Genomic DNA, 13,450 nt, shown 5'->3' with positions numbered 1-13,450 from the left:
TAACGAATGACCGATTTCTGTCCCACTCTCCCTTATTCCGTTTTTTCTTTTCTTATCAAGCGTAACCGACGCTTTAATTTTTGTGAAACTTCTCTATGCCGAAAGTCCACTTCTTCTGATTTTAACTTAGAGACAATTTCTCCACTGCGCGTTTGGAACTTAGCTTCTCTAGCAAATTGGATACTGGCGTTTAAAATACAACCAATAATCATGATTTTTGCCACCAAGATGAACCAGAACATGATAACCGCTAGGACGACCGAACCGAAGAAACGAGCATCTAAGAAATGACTCACATAACGATCCACATATTTCCAAAAGATATTCAAGATCGCATACAGGACAGCAACAACAAAGGTCGCCCCTGGCAATACATATCTAAATTTTGGAATTTTAACATTTGGAAGGGTGTAATAGAGCAAGACCAGACTGACAAAAAGTAAGAGGTAGATGGTCGGCTCTGTCAAATTCAGTAAGCGCACATAAATCGTCCGATCAAATGAAAAGGTCTGATAGAGATAACGAACGATCATTTTCCCAAACATGGAAAGGATCAGCGAGAGTCCAAACAAGCCCTGCAAGGCAAAACTGATCAGAAAGCTAAAGAGTCGCCCCCAGATAATACCACGCTCCTTTTCCACCCCATAACTCTTGTTATAGGCTTTTTGGAGGTAGGCAATGCTCTGAGAGAAGATCCACAAAGCAGAAATAATCGAGAAACTCAGTAAGCCTGTCGAAGGTTTGGTCAAGACACTCGAAATCATCTGTGCCACTATTCGATATAAGGAGGCTGGCAAGACTTTTTGTAAGCTTAAAAGAATCTGAGTGGGACGAATATGAAAGTAGGGTAAAATATTGGCTGCAATCAGCATCAAAGGGAAAATGGAGATCAGCAAATAATAGGCCACCGCAATGCTAGTGATGTCAGACTCTGCACTCTGATAAAACCGCACGAAGCCCTTTATAAATGGCTGTCCCAGTACTTTTTGTAGGACCTTTTTCATTCGTCACCTCCCCATTTTACTAAAAAAGAGCAAAGAGCGAAACCAGACACTTGCCTTCAGCTCCATTCTTTCCTCTCTAGTTTTAGTATGTTCCTTCTTCACCTTGACTAGTCAAGATCACTGGACCATCTTTTGTAATCACAAATTGATGCTCGTATTGACAAGAAAGGCCACCGTCAAGGGTCTTATGGGCCCAACCAGTTTCCATATCTGTATCAATCTCCCAAGTACCGGTATTGATCATTGGCTCAATCGTCAAGACCATCCCTTCACGCAAGCGAAGACCACGTCCAGCACGACCATAATGTGGGACCATTGGTTCTTCATGCATGGTAGGCCCGACACCGTGTCCGACCAAATCACGCACCACGCCATAGCCTTTGCTTTCCGCATACTCTTGAATTGCTGCACCAATATCTCCCAAGCGATTCCCAACGACTGCTTTCTCAATTCCTTTATAGAGACATTCTTTGGTCACGTCCATCAAATCTTTGACTTCTTGGGAAACATTTCCAACCGCATAAGCCCAGCAAGAGTCCGCCAAGCCACCACTATAAGACTCAGTGTATTTCTTCATTTGCGCCACATTATCAAAATCTAATTTCGATACATCCAAAACAGATTTATCCAGTGGTTCTGACAAGACCATGTCTACCTTGAGGAGATCCCCATCTTTGAGAATGACGTGACGTGGAAAAGCATGGGCTACTTCGTCATTCAAACCACAGCAAGTCGCATAAGGATAGTCCATGAGACTACCTTCTACACCGATCTGAAGCGGCAAGACATTGGCTTCTTTACAGCGACGACGGACATATTCTTCAACTTCCCATAGGTCAAGCCCTGGCTTGATCAAGTCACGTAATCCAATATGGATGCTGGCAAGGAAATCTCCTGCACGATCCATGGCTTCAATTTCACGTTGTGATTTTAATGTAATCATTGTCTCCTCATTTCTTTTGTTTAATTAATCTTAATCGTAATGGTTGCTTTCGCGACTAGCTGCAGATCTAAATACAAGCTAAAATCAACCAAGGCCGAACGTCTAGTTCGCCGAACAAGTTGGGGTTCAATGCGGATCACATCATCCACCTGCACAGCCTGTAAAAAATTGATGATCAACTGTTCGACAATCAAGCTACGCCCACTGTGTTGCATCATCTTGCGAACAACCTTCATCAGCACTTCAATCATGACCCCATTGGCCAAAACACCGCTTTTCTCCAGCATACTCGGTTCCACTGTGAATTGGTAATGGTCGTTTTCTGTTTGAATCTTTTGACCAATCTGCTCACTGAAGGTTGGTAAGCTCGAAAATTGCACCTTGCTAATCCGATCCATGACATCTCGACGCGTAATAACACCCAGCAAGGTCTGGTTATTACGAACAACAGGAATCATTTCATAATCTTCAGCGATCATCCGTTGGCTAATCGTCGCAATGCTGGTGGACAAATTAGTGGTAAAAATGGTCCGTGACATCACCTTATCAAGGGTCGTCTGAGGAGCCTTATCTCCAGCATCTCTCATGGTTACGACGCCCACTACCATCTGGTGCTGATTGACAACCGGAAAGCGACTAAAGCGATTCTTTCGAACCAAATCTAAATAATCCCGGACCGTATCCGTCTCAGAAAGATAGCCGTACTCATGGAAGGGCCGATAGACCTGCTCGACTGTCAAGATATCCGTCTTGATCTGCATATTAGACAAGGCCTTATTGATCATAGTCGCGACGGTATAGGTATCGTGTGAAGTTCGGATGACTGGGATTTGTACCTGATTGGCCAGATCAATCACATCCTCACTCACTTCAAAGCCACCTGTCACTAAGACCGCATTGTCATGTTTAAGAGCCAATCGTTGGATGCTAGTACGGTCACCCACGATCAAAAGCCCCCCTTCAGACACATAGTCTAGGACGTGCTTTTCCGTCATGGCACCAATATAAAATTTATTAAATTCTTTTTCGAGTCCCTCTTCACCTGCTAATATTTCAGAGCCGGTGATTTCTAAAATTTCCCGATAGGTCAAATGCTCTAGTACAGCTTTTTGCGATTTGACACGGATGGTCCCGCTTCTAGGACGCGTTTCGACAATTCCTTGATTTTCAGCTTCTTTAATGGCACGATAGGCCGTTCCATCACTGACATTCAAAAAATTGGAGATACTGCGGACACTGACCCGTTTTCCAATCGGTAATTTTTCGAGATAGTCTAAAATCTCTTGGTGTTTACTCATAGAAGTCCCCTCTACCTAGGCGGAAATCATAATAATAATCGCGCATTTTACGCGTATAGCGGTCACTCCCTTTGAATTGACGAAAGAGACGAAAACCAGCCTTCAAAGCGACCTTTTGACTCCCTGCATTTTCAACATGGGTGACAATCTTAAGCTCCTTCAGTTGAAATTTCTCAAATGATAGATAGACCAACTCTTTGACCGCTTCTGTCATCAGACCCTTTCCCCAAAAATCTTTGCGTAAAAAGTAGCCTAACTCAGCCTCACCCTTGATTTCATCCAACTTTTCAAACTTGATCGAACCGATCATCTGATTGGTTTCCTGATCACAGATCGCCCAAACCCCCAAAGGATTTTTCATGAAATAGTTGGCTAGTACATATTGAGTTTCAGAAAGATCGGCTTGTGCAGGAAAGATAAATTGTAGGTTATCAGGATTCGAAGCAATCTTATAAAAATCTTCCGCATCCTCAAAGAGAAAAGGTCGTAAATACAACCTTTGTGTTTCAATTAGTGAATAGGCAGCTAAGTGCGTCCAAATATTCATTTCAAACTCCATTGTTCGTGTATCCAGCCGCCACTATCAGATCCCTAGTTCTGTCACTATTCCTCTACCAACTGGATGTCTGCTCCAAGTTGGGTCAATTTATGAATAATATCTGAATACCCGCGAAGGATGTATTCCACATTTGTAATTTCTGTTGTTCCAGAAGCCATGAGACCTGCAATCACTAAAGCCGCACCAGCTCGAAGATCCGTCGCTTTCACACTGGATCCTGTCAGTTGATTTGGCCCTTCATAGATAATGTGGTCGTTCAAGGTCGAAATGGTGGCCCCCATTTTAGCCAATTCTGGCACATGGTTGACCCGTTTTTCATAAATCGTATCAACAATTCGACCACGTCCTGCAGCCGTTAAGAGCAAAGGTGTGATCGGTTGTTGCAAATCAGTCGCAAAACCAGGATAAGGAGACGTTTTGATCTGGATGGCCTTCAAGCCCGTCTGCTTTTCTACAAAGATGCTATCTTCAGAAATGGTCATGCGCACACCCATTTCCTCTAACTTAGCAATATAGCTCTCTAAATGCTCATACAGGACATTATTGATCTGAATACCTTCCCCAATAGCAGCTGCAAGGGCAATATAGGTTCCTGCTTCGATACGATCTGGAATCACCTGATGTCTCGTTCCATGCAATTGTGGAACACCATCAATGATAATAATGTCTGTTCCTGCTCCACGAATATGAGCTCCCATGTTGTTGAGCAAGGTTACCACATCGATAATTTCAGGTTCTCGAGCCGCATTTTCGATCACTGTCCGACCTTCAGCTTTGACCGCTGCCAAAATCGTATTGATCGTTGCACCGACACTAACAGTATCCATGTAAATGTTAGCTCCTTGAAGAGGCTTGCCATCAGTCGCAAGTTTCATACTAGAGCCATCCATGGTCATAGCGGCTCCCATCGCTTCAAAGGCCTTCAAATGCAAATCAATCGGACGTGGTCCAAGGTCACACCCACCAGGAAGCCCAACAGTTGCTTGACCATAGCGTCCTAACAAACTGCCATAGAAATAATAGGAAGCTCGCAAACTATTGATCTTTCCAAATGGCATGGGCATATTCTTCACCCCACGTGGATCAATGATCAAACTGTCTTCTTTACGCTCGATCTTAGCCCCCATGATGGTCATGATTTCAATCAGACTCGCCACGTCGGAAATATCCGGTACCCCATCAAGGGTCACGATATCGTCCGCCAGAATGGTCGCCGGAATCAGGGCTACTACACTATTTTTTGCACCACTAATGGTCACCTCTCCTTTTAGAGGGCGACCACCATTTATTACAATTTTTTTCATCTTAATAATTTATTAGCTCTTTCAAGTCTTTTTCCTTTTACTATCGTTTTTTGTAACGGAAATAAAAGGGACAACGTATTCAAAATACTGCATCTATTATACCACAGATCGACCTATTTTTCCATCTGTAGGAATTTTCAAAACGAAAAAAAGCTAGGATCAACTTGACCCTAACTTTTCCATTTCAACTAATTATTTTACAGCTTCTTTCAAGGCTTCTACCTTGTCCAAACGTTCCCATGGAAGGTCGATATCTGTCCGTCCCATATGGCCGTATGCTGCTGTTTGACGGTAGATTGGACGTTTCAAATCCAGCATTTGGATAATCCCTGCAGGACGAAGATCAAAGAGCTCACGTGCTGCTTTTTCAAGCTTACTTTCAGCGACTGTTCCAGTACCGAAGGTATCAATACGAACAGAGACAGGTTGAGCAACCCCAATGGCATAAGCCAATTGCACTTCTGCTTTCTTAGCAAGACCTGCCGCTACGATGTTTTTGGCAATGTAGCGAGCTGCATAAGAAGCAGAACGGTCTACCTTAGTGGCATCTTTACCAGAGAAGGCCCCACCACCGTGACGTGAATAACCACCATAAGTATCCACGATGATCTTACGACCTGTCAAACCGGAATCCCCTTGAGGTCCACCGATAACAAAGCGACCAGTTGGGTTGATGAAGAATTTGGTCTCCTCATCTAGATAAGAAGCTGGAATCACTTCCTTGATGACCTTGTTAATCACATCTTCGTGGATTTGTTCATTGCTGACATCTGGATCGTGTTGAGTTGAAATAACCACTGTATCCACGCGCACTGGCTGGTCATTTTCATCGTACTCGACAGTAACCTGTGACTTGGCATCTGGACGAAGATAGCTAATTTCCCCAGACTTACGAAGCTCTGCCAAACGACGAACCAACTTGTGGCTGAGTGAAATCGGTAATGGCATGAGTTCTTCTGTTTCATCCACTGCAAAACCAAACATGAGACCTTGGTCTCCTGCTCCGATCAAATCAAGTGGATCTTGATCTGCATTCCCACGAACTTCCAAGGCTTCATTAACCCCTTGGGCAATATCAGGAGATTGTTCCACCAAAGATGGGTGTACTCCTACAGTTTCAGCTGAGAATCCATATTCCGTATTAGTATAACCAATCTCTGCAATGGTATCACGAACCACACGATTAATATCCACATAAGCAGTCGTTGAAATCTCGCCAAAGACATGCACGGAACCAGTATAAACAGCTGTTTCGGCAGCCACGTGAGCTTCTGGATCTTGCTCTAAAATAGCATCTAAAATAGCATCTGAAATTTGGTCTGCAATCTTATCTGGATGCCCCTCAGATACTGATTCAGACGTGAAAAGTTTACGTTCTGACATAAAAATGTCCCCCCTTAAAAAATATTGTTATAGAGTTACAAAGTACTGATAGAAGATTTCTACCACCTTATCGGGACCATATAACACTTCATTATAACACATTACATATGATATGGAAAATGATTTTTCAAAAAGCCCATTAAATCAGCTTTTTCGGTCTATGCAATACCCAGTTAAACTGACTTAAACAGTCCTCAAAGTTCCTAAAAAGTTCACAAAAAATACCCTCTAGGGTATCTATCAATTGACGAGTTCAGCAGGCAAGATCTAGCACCCTCACACGGTGCTTTTTTTATCTTCAAAAATGGTAGGCGTCCGCGTACCGATGGGTACTCGAAAACCTACCATCTACTTAAATGATAACAGTTCTTTAAAAATTTTCAACCCTATCTACTTTAATCCGTCTCCATTTTTAAATAATATAGTTCCAATAAATACCAAAACTCCCAGAATAAATGATAAAATATTTGGACCCATCCAATAAGGATCTGGCGTACCTATAATGGAAATAACAAATAAGATAGCTGCCGCATTTAGGAGTCCTTTACTTCCTTTTCTCATACCTATGAAAAGTAATATAGTCGCAATCATAAAACAAATATAATGGATGGCACCAATATATAAGATCAGTAGATACATGGGGTTTCCTAAAAATAAAGGAAAAATCATAATACCAAGGTGACAGACTGCTATTATAAGTGCGCTCCATAACCAAGGCGACTGAAGAATAATTCTTTTTGGCGAATTTTCTTCATCATTGTTTGATCGTATATCAGCATTCAACTGATCGTGTACATCTATGTCTCCTTCTACTTGAGGGTATTCCATCTCTGGTTTAGTTTCAATAGATGATAGATCTTGTACTTTCACCTTGGACTCCCAGCCATCTGCAACTTTCTCAAGCAAACCAAAAACACGACAAACAATATAAATCGATAGGAGAAGATAAAAGAGACCGTAAAAGCTTATACGAGAGATGAAAGAGTATACTATACCTATCTCAACAAGGGAAGATAAAATGAGCAAAAGAGAAAAGACTTTCTGAAGTTTCTCACTTGTACTTGTGATCATAACATTAATCAGAAGTAAAAGCATTAACTCCATTACACTGTATCGAAGTGTAAAAGCATAAATATCACTCGTTCTATCCATACCAAACAATATAAATAGTGGAGAAATATTTGTAGAGGCAACAAATAGTACTAAATAAGCTATCGATGATTTCCAACCATCTTTACTTTTCCAATTGTTTAAAAGCTCCCTCATTTCTACATTCTTTATAAGCAAGCAAATCCATATTAAACAAATGATATTTAGCACAAAGGAAATGTTCATCAAATCTGTTGGGGAAAAAGGGGGTAAAACAAACATAAGTTGTTGAGTAATTGAGAGGAGAAAAACAGCTATCAATCCTTCAACATTTAAACGTTGCTTCATAATTCTCCAAATTACCCAGCAAATAATCATTCCATTCCATATAGAAAAAATACTAGAGGTAGTGATCAGTGGTGTATTTCCATTTAAATTTTGGGAACTATAGTTCACTACTATACTACTACCATAAGAAACAAGATAAAGAATTGCTTCAAGAATTAGCAGTATACCATACCATTTTTTTCTAGACATAGATTCTCCTCCACTTTCTAAGAAAAGTATTTAACGATTCATTTATTTAAATTATAACACAATTTGTAACCGTTTTCTTAGTGCGTTATCAGTACTAAATAAATAAAAAAGATGGGATTGAACACCCTACCCCCTATCATCAGTCTTCATTTTTAAACAATACAGTTCCAATCAATACCAGCACTCCTACCACAAGCGGTGGTATATGATTAATCACCCAATCCGGATCACCCGCAGTAATAAATGAAAAAACATAAATAGCTACTGCTATATAAAGAGTTGCTTTATTGGCATTCACTATTCCATTCCAAAGCAGGATGGTTGCAATCACAAAGCTAATCATATGGATTCCCAAAAAGTACAAAAAGCCACCAGCCCACGCTCCCATTGAAAAGAGACCTAATAAAAGTAAAACTATATAAACAATGGCCAAGAACAAAGCAATAGAAAGGATTACAGAATTTCCAATTCTCTTCTCTGGCTTCATTTCATTGTTCGGAAAAAGACTTTCATCTGAAGCATATGCCTCATTTTCTTTATCTACTTCAGGATTTTTTTGTTGATCTGTCATAACTTTTTCCTAACATTTTTAGTTATTCTTTCCAATAATAGCGCTTAAAAATAGAGCGGAGAACTGATTTAACTATCTCTTTGATCGACCCGAATACTTTTTATTGAGTAGAGTTGACCATACCCATTTTTTGATTAAGAGCTTTTCTCTTCTTTAACCAGGAGTGTTCCGATTAAATCCAAAATACCTAAACATAAGGGAGCAATTCGAAATATTTCCCAGTCCGGATCAAAAGCCAAGATGATAGACAGCAGATAGAGTCCAACACTCGCATAGAGAAGGCTTTTATTCCCCTTCTTCATCCCTAGTCGAATTAGAGAGGCTCCAATCGCAAGACTTAATAAGTTTGGACCAAGGAAAATCAAAACGACAAATCCCCAACCATCACCCCAAGGTGCAAAGTAAAAGAAAAACAATACAAGATAGATAATGGATAAGTAAAATGTCACTGAAAGAAGAATAGAATGTAAGCTATTTTCTTTTGGAGGATTCTGAACAGATACAGAATTGGGATAATCTTCACTGATCTTGCTATGTTCTTTATTTTCCTCAAAATGTTTCTCTTGGTTTGTCATCACTTTCTCCTTCCTTTCTTATATTTTTATGTTTTTCCTTTAACACCATTATTCTTGATTCCATCATTCTTTTCATGATATCCATCTATTCAATGCTATCTCATAAACATTAATTTGGACAGGTTGCCAATTAGATTGCTAACATATCATGAAATAGGCTGGAAATCTTCCCTAAATAAAATCAGCCTCTGCAATAGCTCTTTTCACTTCTTCAATTGGTAAATTGACCAGTTCTACTTCTTTTTCACGGTAGAGGTATTCGGCATATTCATCGATGCGGTATTGATGAATATATACTACCCGCTTGCAACCGACTTGAAGCAACTGCTTGGTGCAATTGAGGCAAGGAAAATGCGTCACATAAGCTGTAAAGCCTTTGGGAATTCCACGTTCAGCTCCTTGCAAAATAGCATTGACTTCCGCATGAATCGTCCGGACACAGTGTCCCTCGACCATGAGGCAGCCATCCTCTAAACAGTGATCTGTCCCAGAAACAGACCCATTATACCCGGTTGCAATGACCTTATTATCCTTAACTAGAACAGCACCTACTTTCGCTCTATTACATGTCGCTCGATTCGAAATCAGTAAGGCCTGTGCTGCAAAATATTCATCCCATGCTAGTCGATTGTGTGTCACCTTTATATCCTCCATCTCTCCTCATATCGGTTACGATTATTTTCATTATAGCATGAAATCAACAAGAAAAAAAGGGAGTGGGAAAGAACTCTGACTAGTAAAAAAGAGTTCGTTTTCCCACCCCCGCACAGTTGATTAGGTCATCTTTAGAGCTTAAAAAGCGAATAAAGATACCAATCAACCACTGCGTCATACAGTTATTTCTATCATACATCAAAGGCTGGACAACTTTTGCCCAGCCTATTATAAACATTATTTACCAAGTTTTGCTTTAGCTGCATCTGCAAGAGCTGTGAAAGCTGCTGCATCGTTAACAGCCAAGTCAGCAAGCATTTTACGGTTAACTTCGATCTCAGCCAATTTCAAACCATGCATCAATTGTGAGTATGAAAGTCCGTTCAAACGAGCTGCCGCATTGATACGTGTGATCCACAATTTACGGAAGTCACGTTTCTTTTGACGACGGTCACGGTATGCATAGTAGTAAGAGTTCATTACTTGTTCTTTTGCAGTACGGAACAAGATATGTTTAGCTCCATAGTAACCTTTAGCTAATTTAAGAATACGTTTACGACGTTTGCGTGATACAACGCCACCTTTAACACGTGCCATTTATATTTCCTCCAATATTTCCTAGAATTCTTTACTTACGAATACGCGATTATTTCAAGCGAGTAAGCATTGCTTTGATACGTTTGAAATCTCCTGCATGCACCATAGATGCTTTACGAAGATGACGACGTTGTTTCTTAGTTTTTCCGTGGAAACGGTGAGAAGTGTAAGCACGGAAACGTTTAAGTCCACCAGAACCTGTACGTTTGAAACGTTTAGCTGATGCGCGGTGTGTTTTTTGTTTTGGCATGATATTTTCTCCTTTTTTTAACTTTCTGACAGATTATTTCTTGTCAGTTGCTGGCGCCAATTGCATGAACATTTGACGTCCATCCATCTTAGCTCGTTGTTCGATGATCGCCACATCTTGTGTCGCTTCAGCGAAGTCGGCTAAAACTTTAGCACCAATCTCTTTGTGGGTAATCATACGACCCTTAAAGCGAATGGATACCTTCACTTTATTTCCTTTTTCAAGGAATTTGCGAGCATTGCGAAGTTTTGTATCGAAATCACCCTTGTCAATCACTGGGCTCAAACGAACTTCTTTCACGGTCACAACGCTTTGTTTTTTGCGTTGTTCTTTTTGCTTCTTCTGGTACTCAAATTTGAACTTACCGTAGTCCATAATTTTCGCAACAGGAGGTTTAGCTTGAGGTTGAATGAGAACCAAGTCAACATTAGCGTCGTCTGCAAGTGCTTGCGCTTCGCTAAGTGGTTTGATACCCAATTGCTCACCTTCAAGACCGATTAAGCGAACTTCACGTACACGAATTTCATCATTGATGAATAAGTCTTGCTTTGCTATGGTTTTCACCTCTTTTTTATTATTCGAGAAAAACAAAGAACGGACCTGCAATACAGGCCCGAACTACATGATGTATTTCATTACTGAAACTTGATCCGTAGGGGCCAGGCAACTTGCGTCACAAGGCGAGAAGTTCTCACTTCTGCTTTTCTCAACTTTTATATGATATCAAGTTTTTTATTCTTTGTCAAGAAGTTTTTTTGCTTTTTCTTCAATAAAGGCCACAACGTCTGCAATTCCAACACCCGTTGTGTCAAAATGAATGGCATCTGCTGCAGGTTTCAAAGGAGACACAGCACGGTGGCTGTCCTTATAGTCACGTTCAGCGATTTCTTTTTTTAACAATTCAAGATCCGCTGTGATGCCCTTTTCAACATTTTCCTTGTAGCGACGTTCTGCCCGCTCCTCAACCGAAGCAACCAAAAAGATCTTCAGCTCTGCATGTGGCAAGACAACTGTCCCAATATCGCGACCGTCCATGACGATTCCACCCTTCTCTGCAATCTCTTGCTGAAGAGCCACCAACTTTTCACGGATAGGCGCAAGCGCTGCGACCCACGAAACATTATTGGTCACTTGGTTATCACGAATTGGATGGGTAATATCCACGTCTGCTACAAAAACAAGTTGCTCTCCTTCTTCCGAACGACCAAAACTAATTGGATATTGATCTAAAAGGGCTAACAAGTCATCTACCTGTTCGGCTGTCAGATTATTTTGTAAAGCTAGGTAAGTCGCTGCACGATACATAGCCCCCGTATCTAGATACGTATAGTCTAGATCCTTGGCAATGATCTTTGCAACCGTAGATTTTCCACTTGAAGCCGGTCCATCAATGGCAATTTGAATTTGTTTCATGCTGTCCTCAACTCCTACTGAATCTTAACGACATCACCAGGATTGGCATACCAAGATCCTGTAGACATATGAGAAGGATTTAACTGTTCCAATTGGGCAATGGAAATACCAGCACGCGCAGCAATCGCTGCTTCCCCTTCACCTGCTTGAACAGTGATCGTACCTTCTTCAGAGTTCTCATCTTTTGAACTATCGTCTTTAGCCGCTTGGTCAGTTTGTGCTGCAGGGGCTGATGATTTCTGTTCAACCTTAGTCTCTCCATTGTAGAAACCAGACATTTGTTTTGATTTATTGCTGCCACCTGTTGAAAGGAAAATCAACAAGCAGACCATCGCTACTACTACTACAAAGAAAATAATGGCTAAAATTGTCAATAGACGATCTGCCTTCATTCCATTTAACTTACTCGTTCTTTTCAATGTTTCTTCTCCATCATCGTAAATATCTTCTTCCCATGGTTCTTTTGCCATGACTTCCTCCTTGTTTTTTCTCGTAAAAATCATTACAATAGAAGTATGAAAGTTACGTTAATTCCAGATCGTTGCATCGCTTGCGGTCTCTGTCAGACCTATTCTGAATTATTTGATTACCATGACAATGGCATCGTTAAATTCGCTTCTGAAGAGGACGACCTCCTTGAAAAGGAAGTTCCTGTCACAAACGATGTTCTCGAGGCTATCAAAGAATGCCCCACTCATGCTCTCTTAAAAGATTAAGAGGGCTTTTTATTTGTTTGCATAATACATCTCGTAGTAATCCACATGGATGAAATTGTCCGTCAGGATTACTTCTCCCTTAAAATAAGGATTTAAGGCAAGCGCATTGATAAAGTATTTTTTCGGCCATTTTCGCATACAGAATGTCCGACTGCGCGAACCATCATTAAAAATGAGCTTGATCGATTTCTTATTTACTTCGACCTTTTCGATCGAGTCAATCTTTACCTTGATTGGAGTAAAAGGATTAGCTGTAATAATCCGTAAGATCCCATCCTCATAGATCGTGAAGTAACGATGGACCCCAATCGCAAGCAAGGCCATAAATAAAAAGAACGAAAACAAAACTAGCGTTGGCACACTAGAGCTCTCATACATCAAGGCCAGTCCAATAAAGACCGGAATCACTGCAATGGACCAATAAGTCACAAGAATAGATAAGTCCGGTTGCCAATGATAATGGACCTTTCCAAATATCTTAATCATGAGCGTACCCCCATCTAATAGTTTAGCATAAAAAACAAAAAAAAGGGAGCCAGACAGCCAAAATCACAAAG

Annotated in this window: 17 protein-coding genes and 1 other annotated feature; of the genes, 1 reads left to right on the top strand and 16 read right to left on the bottom strand. The window is 40.8% G+C overall.

Features of this window, described 5'->3' with window-relative positions; translation table 11 throughout:
• Positions 1-32 precede the first annotated feature (32 nt).
• The 15 genes from HMPREF2685_RS05190 to HMPREF2685_RS05120 form a co-directional block, all read right to left on the bottom strand.
• The gene (locus tag HMPREF2685_RS05190; RefSeq protein ID WP_049483231.1) at positions 33-1,004 is read right to left on the bottom strand and encodes a YihY/virulence factor BrkB family protein; all 972 of its coding nucleotides are present in this window, start codon (positions 1,002-1,004) and stop codon (positions 33-35) included.
• A gap of 82 nt (positions 1,005-1,086) precedes the next feature.
• Positions 1,087-1,947, bottom strand: coding sequence for a methionyl aminopeptidase (locus tag HMPREF2685_RS05185; protein ID WP_049483232.1), 861 nt, complete (start codon positions 1,945-1,947; stop codon positions 1,087-1,089).
• A gap of 20 nt (positions 1,948-1,967) precedes the next feature.
• Complete coding sequence (spxR, locus tag HMPREF2685_RS05180) at positions 1,968-3,245, bottom strand: CBS-HotDog domain-containing transcription factor SpxR (RefSeq protein WP_021153022.1); 1,278 nt, start codon at positions 3,243-3,245, stop codon at positions 1,968-1,970.
• Complete coding sequence (locus HMPREF2685_RS05175; RefSeq protein ID WP_070465716.1) at positions 3,238-3,792, bottom strand: GNAT family N-acetyltransferase; 555 nt, start codon at positions 3,790-3,792, stop codon at positions 3,238-3,240. The genes spxR and HMPREF2685_RS05175 overlap by 8 nt, the downstream gene beginning before the upstream one ends.
• Positions 3,793-3,848: 56 nt before the next feature.
• Positions 3,849-5,108, bottom strand: coding sequence for a UDP-N-acetylglucosamine 1-carboxyvinyltransferase (locus tag HMPREF2685_RS05170; RefSeq protein WP_049471988.1), 1,260 nt, complete (start codon positions 5,106-5,108; stop codon positions 3,849-3,851).
• Between the two features lie 192 nt (positions 5,109-5,300).
• Positions 5,301-6,491 carry a methionine adenosyltransferase gene (gene metK / locus HMPREF2685_RS05165; protein ID WP_049485733.1) on the bottom strand — a complete coding sequence of 397 codons (1,191 nt, stop codon included), beginning with the start codon at positions 6,489-6,491 and terminating at the stop codon, positions 5,301-5,303.
• Positions 6,492-6,881: 390 nt separating this feature from the next.
• Positions 6,882-8,117 carry a hypothetical protein gene (locus HMPREF2685_RS05160; protein ID WP_049485734.1) on the bottom strand — a complete coding sequence of 412 codons (1,236 nt, stop codon included), beginning with the start codon at positions 8,115-8,117 and terminating at the stop codon, positions 6,882-6,884.
• A 139-nt stretch (positions 8,118-8,256) separates the two neighbouring features.
• The gene (locus HMPREF2685_RS05155; RefSeq protein ID WP_070465713.1) at positions 8,257-8,688 is read right to left on the bottom strand and encodes a hypothetical protein; all 432 of its coding nucleotides are present in this window, start codon (positions 8,686-8,688) and stop codon (positions 8,257-8,259) included.
• A gap of 134 nt (positions 8,689-8,822) precedes the next feature.
• A complete protein-coding gene (locus tag HMPREF2685_RS05150; RefSeq protein WP_049506528.1) occupies positions 8,823-9,263 on the bottom strand; it encodes a hypothetical protein in 441 nt (146 codons plus the stop codon).
• A gap of 171 nt (positions 9,264-9,434) precedes the next feature.
• Complete coding sequence (locus tag HMPREF2685_RS05145) at positions 9,435-9,902, bottom strand: deoxycytidylate deaminase (protein ID WP_049490930.1); 468 nt, start codon at positions 9,900-9,902, stop codon at positions 9,435-9,437.
• A 252-nt stretch (positions 9,903-10,154) separates the two neighbouring features.
• Positions 10,155-10,514 (bottom strand): 50S ribosomal protein L20, encoded by a 360-nt coding sequence (gene rplT, locus HMPREF2685_RS05140; RefSeq protein WP_000124830.1) that lies wholly within the window; start codon positions 10,512-10,514, stop codon positions 10,155-10,157.
• Positions 10,515-10,563: 49 nt separating this feature from the next.
• Positions 10,564-10,764 carry a 50S ribosomal protein L35 gene (gene rpmI, locus HMPREF2685_RS05135; RefSeq protein ID WP_003003453.1) on the bottom strand — a complete coding sequence of 67 codons (201 nt, stop codon included), beginning with the start codon at positions 10,762-10,764 and terminating at the stop codon, positions 10,564-10,566.
• Between the two features lie 33 nt (positions 10,765-10,797).
• Positions 10,798-11,328, bottom strand: a complete 531-nt coding sequence (gene infC / locus HMPREF2685_RS05130; RefSeq protein WP_003003721.1) for a translation initiation factor IF-3 — start codon at positions 11,326-11,328, stop codon at positions 10,798-10,800.
• A 16-nt stretch (positions 11,329-11,344) separates the two neighbouring features.
• Positions 11,345-11,473 (bottom strand) — a sequence feature (ribosomal protein L20 leader region).
• 23 nt (positions 11,474-11,496) lie between these two features.
• Positions 11,497-12,177 carry a (d)CMP kinase gene (gene cmk, locus HMPREF2685_RS05125; RefSeq protein WP_070465710.1) on the bottom strand — a complete coding sequence of 227 codons (681 nt, stop codon included), beginning with the start codon at positions 12,175-12,177 and terminating at the stop codon, positions 11,497-11,499.
• 14 nt (positions 12,178-12,191) lie between these two features.
• Positions 12,192-12,647 carry an SAG1386/EF1546 family surface-associated protein gene (locus HMPREF2685_RS05120; RefSeq protein ID WP_049482462.1) on the bottom strand — a complete coding sequence of 152 codons (456 nt, stop codon included), beginning with the start codon at positions 12,645-12,647 and terminating at the stop codon, positions 12,192-12,194.
• Positions 12,648-12,692: 45 nt separating this feature from the next.
• Between HMPREF2685_RS05120 and HMPREF2685_RS05115 the strand changes: the two genes are divergently transcribed.
• The gene (locus tag HMPREF2685_RS05115) at positions 12,693-12,893 is read left to right on the top strand and encodes a ferredoxin (protein WP_031574174.1); all 201 of its coding nucleotides are present in this window, start codon (positions 12,693-12,695) and stop codon (positions 12,891-12,893) included.
• A gap of 9 nt (positions 12,894-12,902) precedes the next feature.
• Here the strand turns inward: HMPREF2685_RS05115 and HMPREF2685_RS05110 are convergent, their stop codons facing one another.
• Complete coding sequence (locus HMPREF2685_RS05110) at positions 12,903-13,379, bottom strand: EbsA family protein (RefSeq protein WP_070465707.1); 477 nt, start codon at positions 13,377-13,379, stop codon at positions 12,903-12,905.
• Positions 13,380-13,450 lie beyond the last annotated feature (71 nt).

Source organism: Streptococcus sp. HMSC074F05 (genome assembly GCF_001808725.1).
GTDB lineage: Bacteria > Bacillota > Bacilli > Lactobacillales > Streptococcaceae > Streptococcus > Streptococcus parasanguinis_I.
Note: the sequence above shows the minus strand (reverse complement) of the source record. Positions and strands in the feature narration are given on the sequence as shown.